We start from the raw sequence: 16590 nt of genomic DNA on the forward strand, positions 1-16590 counted from the left end.
GAGCTGGGCTCAGAAGACCAGCTGCCCGACGGCGTAGATCACGAGCCCGGCCAGCGACCCCACGACGGTGCCGTTGATCCGGATGAACTGCAGGTCACGGCCTACATGCAGCTCTATTCGCCGACTGGCCTCTTCGGCGTCCCACCGCTCGATGGTCTCGGTAATAATCGCTGTGATCTCCACCCCATACTGGGCGACCAAATGCTCAGCCCCCCGCACGATCCAGTTATCGACTTTGTCGCGTAATTCCGCGTCATCGCGTAGCGATTCCCCTAGCCGAACCACTGCGTCAGCAATGCGAGAGCGCAACGTGCTGGACGGATCGTCGACCCCTTCGAGCACCAATCGCTTGAGTGTTTTCCAGGCCGTCGCGGCGGCGTTGGTCACCTCTTCGCGCGACATCAACTGATCCTTGACCGCCTCGGCCCGGGCGATCGTCGCGTCGTCGTTCTGCAGGTCGTCGGCGAACTCGAACAGGAACCGGGTCGCCGATCGGCGTAGCTCGTGTTCGGGGTTGCGGCGGACTTTGTCAGTGAAGTCCATCAACTCACGGTGGATCCGGTCGCCGACGAGGTGGTCGATGAATCGCGGCGACCAGGTCGGCGAATCCCGCTCGATCACTCGCTGAATCACCTCTCCGGCATTCAGCGACCACTGGAACGCCCGGTCGGCGAGCAGCTGGATCAGCGCTTCCTGGCGGTTCTCGGCCAGCAGCGTGGACAGCACCCGCCCGACCGGCGGTCCCCACTGCGGTTCGGCGATGCGCCGCACGATCATTCGGTCGATCACCAGCTGCACGTCTTCGTCGCGGAGCAGTTCGACCAGGACGCGCAGTATGGTGGCCGACTCGGCGGCGACCCGCTCGGCGTGGGAGGTATCGGACAGCCATTTGCCCAGCCGGCCCGGAATCTCCGCGTCGCGCAGCTTGGTGCCCACCACCTCCGGTGACAGGAAGTTCTCCCGCACGAAGGTGCCGAGGCTTTCGCCGAGCTGATCCTTCTTGCGCTTGATGATCGCGGTGTGCGGGATCGGGATGCCCAGCGGGTGGGTGAACAACGCGGTGACGGCGAACCAGTCCGCGAGCGCGCCGACCATCCCGGCTTCGCCCGCGGCCCCCAGGTAGCCGACCCAGGTGGCGGCTCCGCCGCCGGACTGCGCCCACCGGCAACCGAGGAATATCGCGGTGGCGCCGATCAGGAAGCTCAGCGCGACCATCTTCATCCGCCGAAGACCCTGGCGCCGCTCCGCGTCGGCTTGCGGGTCGGCCCCGGCGAAGGACTCCGCGATGGACGCCGGCTTGCCGGGCGGCAGCGGTGCCGATGCCGCGCGGTGCCTGGGTCCCGGAGCGGGTGTCCCGTTCAGTCCGACTGCCACTCCACCATCATCCGCTATCGATGACGCAATCCGGTGACGGCGGCGGCGCCGGACCTGCGCCTCGGCGTTCAGATTTTCGTGGTAACTGTTACCGTCCCGCCCGCGAACCACCGTTGCCTGAGGTACAGACAAGAAATCGCCAGAAATAAGCCGTACTATCGAGAACGACGACAGGATAGGAACCGGCAATAGTGGCACAGCAGGTCTCCACCGCAACGGTGAAAACCGACGGCCGGAAGCGACGTTGGCACCAGCACAAGGTGGAACGCCGCAACGAGCTGATCGATGGAACGATCGAAGCGATTCGTCGTCAGGGCCAGTACGTCAGCATGGACGAGATCGCCCACGAGATCGGCGTCTCCAAGACGGTCCTGTACCGCTATTTCGTCGACAAAAACGATCTGACCACGGCGGTGATGATGCGGTTCGCGCAGACCACGCTGATCCCCAATATGGCCTCGGCGCTTTCGTCGAACCTGGACGGCTTCGAGCTGACCCGGGAAGTCATCAGGGTTTATGTCGAAACCGTCGCGAACGAACCGGAGCCGTACCGGTTCGTGATGGCCAACAACTCCGCCGGCAAGAACAAGGTGGTCGCCGATTCCGAGCGGATCATTGCCCGCATGCTGGCGGTGATGCTGCGCCGCCGCATGCGCCCCGAGGGGATGGATCTCGGCGGTGTGGAGCCCTGGGCGTACATGATCGTCGGCGGCGTCCAACTGGCCACCCACTCCTGGCTGCTGGACCCGAGAATGACCGCCGACGAGCTGATCGACTACCTGACGATGTTGAGCTGGAGCGCGCTGTGCGGGATAGCCGAGGTCGCCGGCTCGCTGGACAAATTCCGCGGCCAGCCGCATCCCTCGCCGATTGTGCCGCCGCTGATCGACTAGCGGACTAAGTTGCGGCCATGAGTAACGCAACGACGCGGTCTCTTTTCAGCTCCTGGGCATACGCCCTGCGCACCACCAATCCCCCGCCGGACAGGCCGGTCGACGCGGTCACCCGATGGCTGGTCGTCACCCGCGCGGCAGTACTGCCGATGACGCTGTTCGCCGGTCTGGTCGCCGCGCTGCTCGCGGTCGGTCAGCCCGGATTGGATTGGCGCTGGCTGACTCTCGCTATTGTCGGAATCCTGTTGGCGCACATCGTCAACAACCTGATGAACGATCTGTACGACACCCAGACCGGCCTCGACAGCGAAACGTATCCCCGGGCTCTCTATGCCCCGCACCCCGTGCTGTCGGGGTTGGTCACCCGCCGCACCCTGCTGGCCGCGATCGGCCTGGTCAACCTCGCCGATCTGGCCATCCTGATCGTGCTGACGTTCGCACGCGGTTGGCCGGTGGTGGCGTTCGCGCTGTCCGGGTTCGTGCTCAGCTTCGCCTACACAGCTCCGCCGTTGCGGCTGAAGAAGCGCGGCCTCGGCGAGCCGGACGTGTTCGTGGTCTGGGGCCCGCTGATGGTCTGCGGTACCTACTACTCCGCGGTGGGCCACGTCGGCTGGCCGGTGCTGCTGGCCTCGCTGCCCTACGGCCTGCTCTGCACCACGGTATTGATGGGCAAGCACACCGACAAGATCCCCTACGACGAGCCGCTCGGCATTCACACGCTGCCGGTGCTCTTCGGCGAAGCCCGGGCCCGAGCGCTGACGCTGGCGATGATGGTCGGCTTTTACCTGCTGGTACTCGCGGCGGTGCTGGCCAGGGCGATGCCGTGGACATCGCTACTCGTGGTGTTGGCGCTGCCCCGCCTGATCAAGGTGTGGCCGTACTTCCGCCGGCCGCCGCCCGATGAACCGCCGGCCGACTTTCCAGTCTGGCCGCTGTGGTACGCGGCGCTAGCGTGGCTGCACGTCCGCCAAGCCGGCGCGTTGCTGGTGGCGGGCCTGGCGATCGGCGCTTACGTACCCGGGCTCAGGTGAGCGCCCGGTCGTCAGCTCTTCACCAAAGTGAATTGACCGACCTCAGAAACGTTGCGCTGGAAGAAGTCTGAGCAACCGATCAGGTAACGCATGTAGCGGTCGTAGACCTCGACGGAAGTCGCCGCGATGGCTTCCTCGCGTGCCGCCTTCAGCTTGGTGGTCCAGGTGTCGAGGGTGCGGACGTAGTGCGGCGTCATCTTCTGCACGCGCTCGATTGAGAAGCCGGCGTCGGCCGAGTATTCGATGACATCCTGGTCGGAGGGAACGGCGCCGCCGGGGAAGATCTCGGCCGCGATGAACCTCATGAATCGAAGGTCGCTCATCGTGATCGGGATGCCCATCTCCGGCCAGCGCTTGAGCGGGTGGCCCATGATCGTCTGCAGCACCATCCGGCCATCGCCGGGCATGACGCGGTAGCAGAGATCGAAGAACGCCTTGTAACGCGATTTGGGGAACGCCTCGAATGCCTCGATGCTGACGATCCGGTCGACCGGCTCGTCGAACTCTTCCCATCCGCGCAACAGCACGCGTCGCAAGCGGGAGCTGTCGACCTGATCGAGAATCTGCTGGCCCAGCGCGTGCTGGTTCTTGCTCAAGGTCAGCCCGATGACGTTCACGTCATGCTTCTCGACCGCGCGCTTCATCATGGCGGCCCAGCCGCAGCCGACGTCGAGCAGTGTCATTCCGGGCCGAAGGCCCAACTTGCCCAGCGCGAGGTCGATCTTGGCGATCTGCGCCTCTTCCAACGTCATGTCGTCGCGCTCGTAGTACGCGCAGCTGTAGGTGCGCGTCGGGTCCTGGAACAGGCCGAAAAATTCGTTGGAGGTGTCGTAGTGCGCTTGGACGTCCTCGTAGGCCGGCCGCAGATTCGACGACCCCTCCGACCCGCTGTCCGTCATCTGAGATGGGCCTTTCGCAGATATCTCGTTCAGGTCGTTAGGTTCTGCTGTTGCGAACGATTTGTTATAGCTCACTTTTCTCGATCCGGCTACGCGGGGGCTTTTTCGCAGGTGAATTGGCAGACGTCGGTGTACCCCTGGCGGAACAAGTCGGCGCAGCCAGTCAAATACTTCAGGAAACGCTCGTAGATTTCTTCGGACGTGATCGCGATTGCCTCGTCCTTCTTCGACTCCAGGTTGCTGGCCCAGGTGTCCAGGGTGCGCGCATAGTGCGGGCGCAGCGGTTGTTTCAGCGTCACCGAATATCCCGCCTTGACCGCGCTGTCTTCGACCTGTGCGCCCAGCGGCAGGCGACCGCCGGGGTAGATCTCGTCCATGATGAATTTGATGAAGCGCACCCGCGACATCGTCAAAGGCAGCTTCCGCGCTTTGATCTCTTCGTCACTTGGAATGATGATTGTGTGCAGCATCATCACGCCGTCGTCGGGCATCAAGTTGAACGTCTTTTTGAAGTAGTCGTCGTACTTGTTGAAGCCGAAGTGTTCGAACGCGCCAATGGACACCACACGGTCGATCGGCTCGTTGAAGTCTTCCCACGGCTGCAGGCGCACTTCCATGCTGCGCTTGGTGTCGATGTTCGGGAACCGGTTCTTTTCGATGTGCTGCTTCTGGTTCTCCGAGAGTGTCAGGCCGATGACGTTGACGTCGTACTTCTCGACCGCGCGCTGAATGGTGGAGCCCCAGCCGCAACCAATGTCCAGCAGCGTCATGCCAGGCTTCAGCCCGAGCTTTCCCAGCGATAGGTCGACTTTGGCCAGCTGCGCCTGCTCGAGCGTGTAGTCGTCCTTCTCGAAGTACGCACAGCTGTACGTCTGAGACGGGTCCTGCCACAGCGCGAAGAAGTCATTGGAGATGTCGTAGTGGAACTGGACTTCCTTCTTGTCCGAGCCGCGAGTCTGCGACGCAGACTTCGACAACCACTGGGACTGAGCGCTGGGCGTTGCATTTGAGGTATCTGACACCATTTGTTGTCCTGAACAATCGGATTTGGAAGAGCATGTGAGAGCGTGCCGGTCGCTTGACACTGGGGTAGAGGTTACGCCCCACCGGCGCGAAGCAACGTTAGCCGCTGGCGCCAGTCTAATGTGGCGCCGGCATCTTCTGAAACCGGAGCCGCCTGCCGTCGCTGCGCGGAAGCTAGTAGTTATAGAACCCTTTGCCGGATTTCTTGCCGAGCTGGCCGGCCTCGACCATGCGCTGCAGCAACGGCGGCGGCGCATAGTGCGCGTCTTTGAACTCGTCGTACATCGCCTCGGCGATCAACTTCACCGTGTCGAGCCCGATCAGGTCAGACAGCCGCAGCGGACCCATCGGATGCGACAGTCCGGCGACGATCGCGGTGTCGACGTCTTCCACCGACGCGACGCCGGATTCCACCATCCGGATGGCCGACAGCAGGTAGGGCACCAGGAGCGCGTTCACGACAAACCCGGAGCGGTCGCCACAGCGAACCACCGTCTTACCGAGCACCTCGCTCGCGAACTGCTCGACGCGCGCCACCGCCGCGTCGTCGGTGACCAGCGTGCTGATCAGCTCGACGAGCGGTAGTACGGGTACCGGATTGAAGAAGTGCAGACCGAGGACGCGGCCCGGATTCTTGGTCGCCGCAGCGATTTTCATGATCGGGATGCTCGAGGTGTTGGACGCGAGCACCGCGGCGGGGTCGGTGATGATCTCGTCGAGCTCGGCGAAGACCTTCGCCTTCACGGCTTCGTTCTCGACGATCGCCTCGATGGTCAGTTGGCGGTCGGCGAGGTCGGACAGCGTGCTGGTGTAGCGCAGTCGCTTGCACGTCGCATCGCGCTCGTCGGCGGCGAGCTTGCCCTTGCTGACGGCCCGCTCCAATGACGACTCGATCCGGGCCTTGCCCGCGGCGGCGAGCTCCTCGGTGGGCTCGAAGACCACCACGTCGGCTCCGGCCTTCGCCGATACCTCCGCGATGCCCGCACCCATCTGCCCGGCGCCGATGACGCCAACCCGCTCAATCGCAGTGCTCACTGTCGACAATGTCCTCTCGATACGGTCAGGCCCCGCCCAGGGTTTCCGGGCGGGGCCTGCGCTGTCAACTTCTCCTACGGCGAGCAGACACAGACTCGCACGATCTGGATCGCAGCAGTGCGATTCCGCGTCTGCTCAGCAGAAGTGACTGACCGCGCATCGTCAGTGGCTCCGACCTTTGGTTCCACTTCCTCCTCGCGGCCCAGTGACCGCGCATCGTCAGTGGAACTGGCCCTCTTCGGTCGAGCCCGCGAGCGCGGTGGTCGACGAGGTCGGGTCCACGGTGGTGGCGATCCGGTCGAAGTAACCGGCGCCGACCTCACGCTGGTGCTTGGTGGCGGTGTAACCGCGCTCCTCGGCCGCGAACTCGCGCTCCTGCAGCTCGACGTAGGCGCTCATCTGGTTGCGGGCGTAGCCGTAGGCCAGATCGAACATCGAGTAGTTCAGGGCGTGGAAGCCGGCCAGCGTGATGAACTGGAACTTGAAGCCCATCGCGCTGAGCTCTTTCTGGAACCGGGCAATGGTCGAGTCGTCCAGGTGCTTGCGCCAGTTGAACGACGGCGAGCAGTTGTAGGCCAGCAGCTGGTCGGGGAACTCGCTCTTAACGCCCTCGGCGAAGCGGCGGGCCAGGTCGAGGTCCGGAGTGCCGGTCTCCATCCAGATCAGGTCGGAATACGGCGCGTAGGCCTTGGCGCGGGCAATGCAGGGCTCGAGGCCGTTGCGCACCCGGTAGAAGCCCTCGGACGTGCGCTCACCGGTGACGAACGGACGGTCGCGCTCGTCGACGTCAGACGTGATCAGCGTGGCGGCCTCGGCGTCGGTGCGGGCGATGACGACGGTCGGCACGTCAGCGACGTCGGCCGCCAGGCGAGCCGAGGTCAGGGTGCGGATGTGCTGCTGGGTCGGGATCAGCACCTTGCCACCGAGGTGTCCACACTTCTTCTCCGAAGCCAGCTGGTCCTCCCAATGCGAACCGGCGACACCGGCTGCGATCATCGCCTTCTGCAGTTCGTAGACGTTGAGCGCGCCACCGAAGCCCGCTTCACCGTCAGCGACGATCGGCGCGAGCCAGTTCTCGATGGAGGTGTCGCCCTCGACTTTGGCGATCTGGTCGGCCCGCAGCAGCGCGTTGTTGATCCGGCGGACCACCTGCGGCACCGAGTTGGCCGGGTAGAGGCTCTGGTCCGGATAGGTGTGGCCGGAGAGGTTCGCGTCGCCGGCGACCTGCCAACCGGACAGGTAGATGGCCTTCAGTCCGGCGCGCACCTGCTGGACGGCCATGTTGCCGGTCAAGGCGCCGAGCGCGTTGACGAACTCCAGGTCATGCAGCTGGCTCCACAGCACCTCGGCGCCGCGACGGGCCAGCGTGGACTCCTCGACGACCGAGCCCTGCAGGGCCACCACGTCGGCCGGGCCGTAGGTGCGGGTGATGCCCTTCCAGCGGGGGTTGGTGTCCCAGTCCTTCTGGATCTCTTCGGGGCTCTTCGGTGTGCCAACGCTCGACATGACGTTCTCCTCAAAGTTAATGATCTGAGGACCCGAGATTTCCAGTCTTGCTAAGGACCCCAGCACTGTTGCTGACTTGCTAACACGAAGATGGCATAGGCCAGCGACCCAGGTCCACCTCTTTTTGTGCAAATTTTGGCTAGGGGTGCGGCGGTTTTTGCGAAGCTTGCGAAGATCGAATCAACTGAACCGGTTCAGCCGTTACCCATGGGTAACTCAAATGCGCAGGTCAACCCGGACGTTTGCATAACGCTCGTACGGTTAGATCGGATAGATCGCGGCGAGCGCTTTCACCTCGTCGCCGACTGCATATGTGAGCGTTCTAACAGTGCGATCCGCGAGGGTCTCGCCGAACCGATCCGTGGAGCCGGCCGGGTGCACGTGCGAGATGATCTCCAACTTGTTGCCGAGCGCGACGGCGGCATCGTGCTCGATGGTCACCCGCAACGGCGCTTTGAGTAGCTCCGGGTTCGACGAGAGGTAGTCCTCGACGACGCTCCAGTACACCGAGTTGTTCATGTGATCGAAGAAGTCGATGTCGGTGAATCGGACCGGAAACTCGTGAATCTCCGCCGCGTCCGCGCGACTGCCTGCCTTCAGGTACGCCTTCCAGCGCAATCGTTTGACGTCAGTGGTCTTCCCCAGGCCCGCAAGAAAGTCGTCCGCGATGCGTGCCGGGGTCTTGGTGTCGCGGTTGAAGTTGATCCAAAACGCCTCGGACTCCAACAGGCCGCCCTTGCGACCGTCGATGCGGACCCTCATCTCACACCACCGGTTCGACGTTCCCGAGCACCACCGACGCATCCGCAACATGTCGCCGAACTCGATCGGGCGGATTACATCGATCATCGTCCGGCGGACAATCCAGAGCGGATGGGTCTCTTCGAACCCCAACTCACGCAACTGATCCTGCCCGATGTCCACGATGTGGCGGGCGGCGGAGTCGAAGCGGAGTCGCCCATCGCGGTCGATGTCGGCGACGCGCAGCGGCCATTCCCGGTCGAAGACATCGGGATGCCCGTCAGGCACCGGCATCATCACTTTGTCCAAGCTCACGGCGTCACTCTCTGCTGCTCGTCCCGCCGGACCGCGCCGCATCACGGCACGCTGCCCGGGCCAACCTCCCCCAATCATCGATGATGCCAAACGACCACGACGTGGCGGTAACCCCGGCCGCCGTGCAAATTTTGCTAACTGCGTCTTCGCAACGCTAGTACGCTGGCCGAATGGCCAAGACCTTCGTTGGCTCGCGCGTCCGCCAGCTCCGCAGCGAGCGCGGATTCAGTCAGGCCGCGCTGGCGCAGATGCTGGAGATCTCCCCCAGCTATCTCAACCAGATCGAGCATGACGTCCGGCCGTTGACGGTCGCGGTGCTGCTGCGCATCACCGAGATGTTCGGTGTCGACGCCACGTTCTTCGCCTCGCAGGACGACACCCGGCTGCTCGCCGAGTTGCGCGAGGTCACCCTCGACCACGATCTCGGCGTCGAGGTGGACCAGTCGGAACTGGCCGACGTGGTCAATGCGCATCCGGCGCTGGCCCGCGCCCTGGTCAACCTGCACCGGCGCTACCGGCTCACCACGACGCAGCTCGCAGCGGCCACCGAGGACCGGTTCTCCGACGGCAGCGGTAGCGGCTCGATCACGATGCCGCATGAGGAAGTACGCGACTACTTCTACGAGCGGCAGAACTACCTGGACGAGCTGGACACGGCCGCCGAGGAGCTCACGGTGCGCATGCGCATGCATCGCGCCGACCTGGTCCGCGACCTATCCGACCGGCTGACCTCGGTGCACGACGTCCGGATCAAGCGAATCGACCTGGGCGAGAACATCCTTCACCGCTTCGACCCCGCGACGAGGACACTGGAGATCGGCGGGCATCTGCCGTCGGGCCAGTACGCGTTCAAGCTCGCCGCGGAGTTGGCCTACCTGGAGCACGGGCCGCTGATCGACCGGCTGGTTGACGAGGGCAGCTTCACCAGCGACGAATCCCGCAAGCTCGCCCGGCTCGGACTGGCCAACTACTTCGCCGCGGCAACCGTGCTGCCGTATCGGCAGTTTCACGGGGTCGCCGAGAATTTCCGCTACGACGTCGAGCGGCTGTCGGCGTTCTACGCGGTCAGCTACGAGACCATCGCTCACCGGCTGTCCACCCTGCAGCGGCCCTCGATGCGCGGCGTGCCGCTGTCGTTCGTCCGCGTCGACCGCGCAGGCAACATGTCAAAACGTCAATCCGCCACAGGTTTTCACTTCTCCTCGGCGGGCGGCACCTGTCCGCTGTGGAACGTCTACGAGACGTTCGCCAACCCGGGCAAGATCTTGGTGCAGATCGCTCAGATGCCGGATGGCCGCAGTTATATGTGGGTGGCCCGCACTATCGAGCGACGCACATCCCGGTATGGTCAGCCCGGAAAGACCTTCGCGATCGGGTTGGGCTGCGAACTCCGGCACGCCCATCGGCTCGTCTACTCGGAAGGACTCGACTTGTCCGGCGACCCAGCCTTATTGGCTACACCGATCGGCGCGGGCTGCCGGGTCTGCGAACGTGACACCTGCCCGCAGCGCGCATTCCCGGCGTTGGGTCGCGCACTCGACCTCGACGAACACCGCAGCACGGTCTCGCCGTATCTGGTGAGGCACCCATGAGCCAGCAAATCGGTCGTATTCCGTCCGGGCGCTTCCGTGAACTGGGTCCAATCAACTGGGTGATCGCCAAGCTGGGCGCCCGCACGGTTCGCGCACCGGAGATGCACCTGTTCACGACGCTGGGTCAGCGACGGTTGCTGTTCTGGGCCTTCGCGTTCTACGGCGCCCGATTACTGCGAGGCCGGCTGCCGCAGAGGGACACCGAGCTGGTGATCCTTCGGGTGGCGCACCTGCGCGATTCCGAGTATGAGTTGCAGCACCACCGCTGGATAGGCCGGCGTCGTGGACTCGACGACCCGACGCAGCAGTCGATCTTCGCCTGGCCGAACACGTCCGGAAACGCCGGCGGTCTCACCGATCGCCAGCAGGCACTGCTGCGCGCCACCGACCAGTTCATCTTGAGCCGGTCAATCGACGACGAGGTGTATCAACAGCTTTCTCATCACCTCGACCGGCGTCAGCTGATCGAATTCTGTTTGCTCGCAGGGCAATACGACGGTCTGGCCGCAACGATGTCGGCCCTGCAGATTCCGCTGGACCACCCGGGCGATCACAAGTAGGTGTCGGCCAGCACCAGCACGGTCAGCAGAACCGGCAGAACCGGCAACCCGAACGCGAACGCCGCCAGGGTGAGGTTTCCCCTTGCCCGCACCCGCCGTCCCCACAGCACCGCGACAAGCGCGAGTACCGCCGAAGCCGCCAGCACGATCGGACCCCACTTCCCCGCCGTGGTCAGGAAATCTCCGATCGAAAAAGCGATCAGCCACAGCACATAACCGGCGAGAACGCCGCCGAGCGCAGCCCACACCGATTCCGCTCGCACCGCTCTAGACCTGGCCACCCCGCTATGCTAGCCCGCGGGGTCGGACCGTCCGCCGCTGAATGTTTCACGCCGAATTCGCCGACGACTGACCTCAACCACTACCGCCTGCACGGTCTTCGGAAAGGCAAGCAACGCGGCGAGGTCGCTTACGGGCGACCGCTGCTACCTCTAGGAATGCGGTCGCCGGGGCTGACCCCGCCCTTCGGCTGTGACCAGCTCTTGTCGGCCTGAACGCACCAGTAGTTGTTGTAGAACAGACGGAACATCTCCTCGCTGGGTGGCGGGAAGTCCTTCGGCGGTAGCCCACGCGCCGCAGCGGGGGTCCCCGACCCTTTGATCACCTGTTCAAACCCGGCCGGGGTGTAAGCGTTGAGCACATGGCAATCCGTCATCGACGTGAACACGTGCACCGTGTTACGCGGTATCCAAAGCGAATCGCCGGGCCCGGCAGTGAAGCGATCAATGCCGACAGTGAAGTCGATTTTTCCTTCGATCACGTAAAACCACTCATCGATGAAAGCGTGGACGTGTGGAATCGGGCCTGATCCTTCACGCATAAACTGCTCGATGAGTGAGAAGCTGCCGCCGGTGTCCTCACCGTCGACCAGGATGTACCAAACAATGTCAATCAGCCAGTAAGCAGGCGCATTCGCCCGGCTTTTGGCGAAGGGCGCACTGATCTCGGGAATCATATCTGGCCACCTAACCTATTCAATAGTGCCGCCCGATCGGTTCGAAGCGACGTACGCAGAGGCACCGCACAACTAGTTCGGCCGCGAACTAGTATGCCGGGTGGCAGCCTGCTTAGCGAGTTTTTCGATGCGTGGCTGATCGAGATCGACCAAGCTGCGCTCATTGCGGCAAACCTGCGCCCTCGCGAAGGCGATTCAGAAGTTGATCATGTGCCCGGTCAGTCCGTGGAAGCACTCCTGCATCGCCTCCGACATCGTGGGGTGGGTATGAACGTTGCGCGCCAACTCGTTTGCGGTCAGGTCCCACTTCTGGGCCAGCGTCAGCTCGGGCAGCATTTCGGCAGCGTCGTGGCCGACGAGGTGCCCGCCTAGCAGTTCGAGGTGTTTGCCATCGGCGACCAGCTTCACGAAGCCACTCGGGTCGCCGACACCGTGCGCTTTGCCGTTGGCCGTAAACGGGAACTTGGCCACCACGACCTCGTAGCCCTCGTCGCGGGCCTGCTGCTCAGTGAGCCCGAAGCTGGCCACGTTCGGCTGACAGAACGTCGCACGCGGCAGCATCCGGTAGTCGCCTAGCGCCAAAGTCTCTGCGCCGGCGATGGTTTCGGCGGCGACGATGCCCTGCGCCTCGGCGACGTGGGCCAGCTGCAGCAGGCCGGTGACATCGCCGATCGCGTAGACATGGTCGATGTTGGTGCGCATGTATTCGGTGATCGCGATTGCCTTGCGGTCGGTCAATTCGACCCCGAGCTTGTCCAGCCCGAAGCCGTCGACGTTGGGCACAAAACCGATGGCCTGCAACACTTTCTGCGCCTTGAGCTCTTCGGTCTTGCCGTCCTTACTGACGGTCACCGTGACCACCGAGCCGTCGTCGGCGATCGAATCGACCTTGGTTCCGGTGAGGATCTTGACGCCCAGTTTCTTGTACTGCTTCTCGATTTCCTTCGAGACGTCGATGTCTTCGTTGGGCAGCGCCCGGGGCAGGAATTCGACGATGGTCACGTCGACGCCGTAGTTCTTGAGCACGTAGCCGAACTCGATGCCGATGGCCCCGGCGCCCGCGATGATGATTGACTCCGGCAACTCGCGGGTCAAGATCAATTCTTCATAGGTGACAACGTTTTTCGACAGCGAGGTACCCGGGACCAACCGGGTGCTGCTGCCGGTGGCGATGATGACGTTGTCGAACGTGACCGTCTCGGTCCCACCGTCGTGAAGTTCGACGTCCAGCCTGTGGGCGTCGGTGAACCTGCCGTAGCCGTGGATCTCGGTGATCTTGTTCTTCTTCATCAGGAAGTGCACACCGGCGACCCGACCCTCGGCCACCTTGCGGCTGCGGTCGTAGGCGGCGCCGAAATCGAACGTCACCTCGCCGCTGATGCCGAAGATCTTGGCTTCCTTGGTGAAGATGTGCGCGAGTTCGGCGTTACGCAGCAGCGCCTTGGACGGGATGCAGCCGACGTTGAGGCACACTCCGCCCCAGTACTTCGGTTCGACAACGGCGACATTCAAGCCCGCCTGCGCGGCACGGATAGCCGCCACGTATCCGCCGGGTCCGGCGCCGAGGACGACAACGTCATAGTGGGTCACGGCAACCACCCTAACGGCCGAGCGCCGGGTACCGGGCGGCCAACCATTCGTCGATCTTGTCGTAGAAGCGCTCGGCGACGTGCAGGCTGCGCTCGGGCGCGGCACTGAGCCAGCCGCCGGCAGTGAATACGCTGGTGATGGCGGCGGGAAGCGTCCCGGTCAGGTGCACCCACCCGTCGGTCCAGTCGACGCAGCGTGGGCGACCACCCGCCGGCCGGCCCGCCTTGCGGCACCGTCCCTGTCGCTAATTGAGCTTCACCTCGAACACCGGTATGACCCGGTCGGTCGACGTTTCATACTCGCCGAATCCCGGTGCCCGCTGCTTGATGATGTCAAAGATGCGATCCCGCTCGGGGCGAGGCAGTTCGGCCGTGGTGGCGCGCGTGGCCGGCTTGGCGCCGATCTCGATGCGGACCTGCGGATTACCGCGGATGTTGGCCACCCACGCCGGGTTCTTATCCCTGCCCGCCGCTGATCCGACGATGAAGATCTTGCCGTCGATATCGAAGTAGCCCACGGGATTCACGCGCTGGGTTCCGGTCTTGACGCCGGTGCTGGTGAGCAGCAGCAGCGGGAAGCCTTCGAACTGGCCGCCGACCTTACCTCCGTTGGCGCGGAATTCAGCGATGTTCTGCTCGTTGAACGATCTCTCCGATTCCATCACCGATTTACTTTCGTCAGTGCTCATCGCTTCCATACCTTTCTCGACTTCATTGGGTTAGTCATCGGCGTCGTTGCACGCTGAGGACGTTCACGGGTCAATGACTTCGAACGCTGCGGCCAATGGAGTACCCAGTCGGCGACCGGCCTGCTCGGCAAATGTACGCAGCATGGGTACCGGGTCACGCTCGGGACCGAGAGCGGCGAGGTAGACACGGTGCTCAGCGAGCGAAGCCAAGCCCACGTCAAAGGTGTCGGTGATGTCGACGGCGTGAGTAGCCTGCGGCGACGCCGCGACGGCGATCATCGAGACTCCTTGCCAAGCTGGCGAATTCGACTCAATTCTGTCCGAGAACACCCAGCGGTTAGCCGCGTCACGCACCGCGTCGATGGCTGCCAGCCCAACCGCGCGGTGATCGGCCATATTGAACGCACCTGGACCGAACCGATCATGGTGGTTCGCGGTGAACACCACCTCCGGACGATGCCGACGGATAGCAACAGCGATGTCGCTGCGCAGATCAAGGCTGTAGGTGATGGTGCCGTCCGGATAGCCCAGGAACTCGACGGTATCCACCCCCACCATGGCGGCAGCGGCCCGCTGCTCCGCCTCCCGAAGCGGTCCGGCTTCATCGGGATGCCGATCGTCGATCCCTGCCTCGCCGCGGCTGGCCAACAAATAGCCGATCCATTTGCCCTGCCTGGTGAAATGCGCGACAGTCGCGGCCATTCCGTACTCGACATCGTCGGGGTGCGCGACCACCGCCAGCGCTCGTTGCCAATCGCCCGACAGACGCTGCAACGGCGAATCGTCCATCGGGGCTCCTGTTGCTCCGATTGCTAGCCGCGCGTGCTGACGTTGCGCGGAAGCTGACCTTGGATTGTTCCGAGCTTGCGCCACACTCGGCGCAGGTCGGCGAGGTCTTGCTCTGTGAGCTGGTCTAAAAACTGGCTGTGAATCGATGCGGTGATGGTCTTGTTCGCCCGGCGCAAAATCTTCCACCCCTCGGCGGTGATCGCGGCGAAAGCACCGCGACCGTCGATGTTTGCGGCTGATTCGCGTTGCAGTAGGCCAGCTGCCTCGAGGCGCCCGACAACACCGGTGAGCCCGGAGCGGGTGATCATCACCCGTTCAGCGAGCTCACTCATCCTCAACCGCTGCCCGTCCGCCAACGCGATGTGACGGAGTACGTCGTAGCTCGTCAGGGGTAGCCCATGCTGATGTTCTAGTTCTTGGCTCATCACGGTCATGATCAGCTTGTGGATGCGTAGCAATCCACCCCATGCCTCACCGTCACCAGCAGACAAGGTGATCAACTCGTCGGCTACGGACATCTGTGCAGTTTAGGTTGTCGCGCCATGCCCGCGCCGAACTCGACGGTGAGCGCAACCGTGTCGAGGGGTGGCCGGGCGGCGCGCGTAGCGAAACCAGCCATGCAGGGCGCGTCGGACGCTCGATTCACTCGAAGTTTGATTCGCGTTCAAACAACGCGTGCAAGGCAGCTAACACTCGTCCAGTGGCCGATCAGTTGCGGATATTTGCGGGAGAATGTCGGCCGAGTTCGAGGTCGTATGTGGGATTGACCGACACAGATTCTCGACATAGATTATACATATCGTTCGCGCGCGAACTTGTTTTGACCTACCGCGCTCCGGCTGTAGCTCTGAAGAGGAGCAAAGTGCCACAGGACCGAACCGGTATGTCACCGCACACCGGGGGCGTCAAAGTTGAGTAACGACATCGATGCTGAAGGGTCGGGGGTGTCTCGACCGGCAGACCAGCAGTATGTGTTGGCACCGCTGCCATATGCCTACGACGCACTCGAGCCGTTTATCGACGCGCCGACGATGTTGCTGCATCACGAGTTTCATCACCGCGGTTACGTCGACAGACTTAACGCAGCGATTGCCGGCTACCCGCAACTGCATGGGATGACAATCGAGGACCTGTTGCGCCGGCTGGAGGACGTGCCCGCAGAGATTCGCCAAAGGGTGCGTGAGCAGGGCGGCGGGCACGCCAACCATCAGTTTTTCTGGAAGATCATCGGTCCGCCACGCGCCACTGTCCCGGCGGGCAGGTTGGCTGAGGCGCTCGACCACGACTTCGGCGGCCTGCATGAGTTCCAGAAACGGTTCAGCGACGCCGCCGCGGGCGTGTTCGGCTCGGGGTGGGCGTTTCTGGTGATCAACCCCGACTCGCATGGCCTGGAGATCATGACATTGCCCAACCAGGACAGCGTGCTGCTCCACCAGCGGCCCGGTCTTTTAGCGTGTGACGTGTGGGAGCACGCCTACTATCTGCGCTACCACCAGCGGCGCAGCGATTACCTCGACGCGTGGTGGCACGTCGTCGCGTGGGACGTGGTCTCTCGGCGGCTGGACAACTTCTTCGCCGGAAAACAACAGCTCTAACACT

General features: G+C 63.5%; 18 protein-coding genes. 5 read left to right on the top strand and 13 right to left on the bottom strand.

The window, feature by feature from the left end:
- Positions 1-9: 9 nt before the first annotated feature.
- Positions 10-1311 (bottom strand): DUF445 domain-containing protein, encoded by a 1302-nt coding sequence (locus ACQY5A_RS22550; protein ID WP_428343293.1) that lies wholly within the window; start codon positions 1309-1311, stop codon positions 10-12.
- 254 nt (positions 1312-1565) lie between these two features.
- Here ACQY5A_RS22550 and ACQY5A_RS22555 point away from each other — a divergent pair, with 254 nt between their 5' ends.
- Positions 1566-2267 (top strand): TetR/AcrR family transcriptional regulator, encoded by a 702-nt coding sequence (locus ACQY5A_RS22555; protein WP_428342504.1) that lies wholly within the window; start codon positions 1566-1568, stop codon positions 2265-2267.
- Positions 2268-2284: 17 nt separating this feature from the next.
- Positions 2285-3298: a prenyltransferase gene (locus ACQY5A_RS22560; RefSeq protein ID WP_428342505.1), complete on the top strand. Its 1014-nt coding sequence runs from the start codon at positions 2285-2287 to the stop codon at positions 3296-3298.
- An 11-nt stretch (positions 3299-3309) separates the two neighbouring features.
- Here the strand turns inward: ACQY5A_RS22560 and ACQY5A_RS22565 are convergent, their stop codons facing one another.
- The 5 genes from ACQY5A_RS22565 to ACQY5A_RS22585 form a co-directional block, all read right to left on the bottom strand.
- The gene (locus ACQY5A_RS22565; RefSeq protein ID WP_428342506.1) at positions 3310-4197 is read right to left on the bottom strand and encodes a cyclopropane mycolic acid synthase family methyltransferase; all 888 of its coding nucleotides are present in this window, start codon (positions 4195-4197) and stop codon (positions 3310-3312) included.
- A gap of 89 nt (positions 4198-4286) precedes the next feature.
- Complete coding sequence (locus tag ACQY5A_RS22570) at positions 4287-5222, bottom strand: cyclopropane mycolic acid synthase family methyltransferase (RefSeq protein ID WP_428342507.1); 936 nt, start codon at positions 5220-5222, stop codon at positions 4287-4289.
- 172 nt (positions 5223-5394) lie between these two features.
- A complete protein-coding gene (locus ACQY5A_RS22575) occupies positions 5395-6255 on the bottom strand; it encodes a 3-hydroxybutyryl-CoA dehydrogenase (RefSeq protein WP_428342508.1) in 861 nt (286 codons plus the stop codon).
- Between the two features lie 219 nt (positions 6256-6474).
- A complete protein-coding gene (aceA, locus tag ACQY5A_RS22580; protein WP_428342509.1) occupies positions 6475-7761 on the bottom strand; it encodes an isocitrate lyase in 1287 nt (428 codons plus the stop codon).
- A gap of 261 nt (positions 7762-8022) precedes the next feature.
- The gene (locus tag ACQY5A_RS22585; protein ID WP_428342510.1) at positions 8023-8817 is read right to left on the bottom strand and encodes an acyl-ACP thioesterase domain-containing protein; all 795 of its coding nucleotides are present in this window, start codon (positions 8815-8817) and stop codon (positions 8023-8025) included.
- Positions 8818-8987: 170 nt separating this feature from the next.
- Between ACQY5A_RS22585 and ramB the strand changes: the two genes are divergently transcribed.
- Together ramB and ACQY5A_RS22595 are read left to right on the top strand one after the other, a co-directional pair.
- The gene (gene ramB / locus ACQY5A_RS22590; protein WP_428342511.1) at positions 8988-10409 is read left to right on the top strand and encodes an acetate metabolism transcriptional regulator RamB; all 1422 of its coding nucleotides are present in this window, start codon (positions 8988-8990) and stop codon (positions 10407-10409) included.
- Positions 10406-10969, top strand: coding sequence for a carboxymuconolactone decarboxylase family protein (locus ACQY5A_RS22595; protein WP_428342512.1), 564 nt, complete (start codon positions 10406-10408; stop codon positions 10967-10969). Before ramB ends, ACQY5A_RS22595 begins: the two co-directional genes overlap by 4 nt.
- Here the strand turns inward: ACQY5A_RS22595 and ACQY5A_RS22600 are convergent.
- The 7 genes from ACQY5A_RS22600 to ACQY5A_RS22630 all read right to left on the bottom strand — a co-directional run bounded on the left by ACQY5A_RS22600 (position 10960) and on the right by ACQY5A_RS22630 (position 15509).
- The gene (locus ACQY5A_RS22600; RefSeq protein WP_428342513.1) at positions 10960-11250 is read right to left on the bottom strand and encodes a hypothetical protein; all 291 of its coding nucleotides are present in this window, start codon (positions 11248-11250) and stop codon (positions 10960-10962) included. The two genes, ACQY5A_RS22595 and ACQY5A_RS22600, sit on opposite strands and share 10 nt — an antisense overlap.
- Before the next feature lie 128 nt (positions 11251-11378).
- Positions 11379-11924 carry a cupin domain-containing protein gene (locus ACQY5A_RS22605; RefSeq protein ID WP_428342514.1) on the bottom strand — a complete coding sequence of 182 codons (546 nt, stop codon included), beginning with the start codon at positions 11922-11924 and terminating at the stop codon, positions 11379-11381.
- A gap of 195 nt (positions 11925-12119) precedes the next feature.
- Complete coding sequence (gene lpdA / locus ACQY5A_RS22610) at positions 12120-13514, bottom strand: dihydrolipoyl dehydrogenase (RefSeq protein WP_428342515.1); 1395 nt, start codon at positions 13512-13514, stop codon at positions 12120-12122.
- 10 nt (positions 13515-13524) lie between these two features.
- On the bottom strand, positions 13525-13683 hold the full coding sequence (locus ACQY5A_RS22615; protein ID WP_428342516.1) for a hypothetical protein: 159 nt from the start codon (positions 13681-13683) through the stop codon (positions 13525-13527).
- A 75-nt stretch (positions 13684-13758) separates the two neighbouring features.
- Entirely contained in the window at positions 13759-14202 is a 444-nt protein-coding gene (locus ACQY5A_RS22620) for a nitroreductase/quinone reductase family protein (RefSeq protein WP_428342517.1), read from the bottom strand.
- 63 nt (positions 14203-14265) lie between these two features.
- Positions 14266-14991, bottom strand: coding sequence for a PIG-L deacetylase family protein (locus tag ACQY5A_RS22625; RefSeq protein WP_428342518.1), 726 nt, complete (start codon positions 14989-14991; stop codon positions 14266-14268).
- Between the two features lie 23 nt (positions 14992-15014).
- Complete coding sequence (locus ACQY5A_RS22630) at positions 15015-15509, bottom strand: MarR family winged helix-turn-helix transcriptional regulator (RefSeq protein ID WP_428342519.1); 495 nt, start codon at positions 15507-15509, stop codon at positions 15015-15017.
- Positions 15510-15935: 426 nt separating this feature from the next.
- On the opposite strand from ACQY5A_RS22630, the gene ACQY5A_RS22635 reads away from it, so the two are divergent.
- Positions 15936-16586, top strand: coding sequence for a superoxide dismutase (locus tag ACQY5A_RS22635; RefSeq protein ID WP_428342521.1), 651 nt, complete (start codon positions 15936-15938; stop codon positions 16584-16586).
- The last annotated feature ends 4 nt before the right edge of the window (positions 16587-16590 follow it).

Source organism: Mycobacterium sp., assembly GCF_965277065.1.
GTDB lineage: Bacteria > Actinomycetota > Actinomycetes > Mycobacteriales > Mycobacteriaceae > Mycobacterium.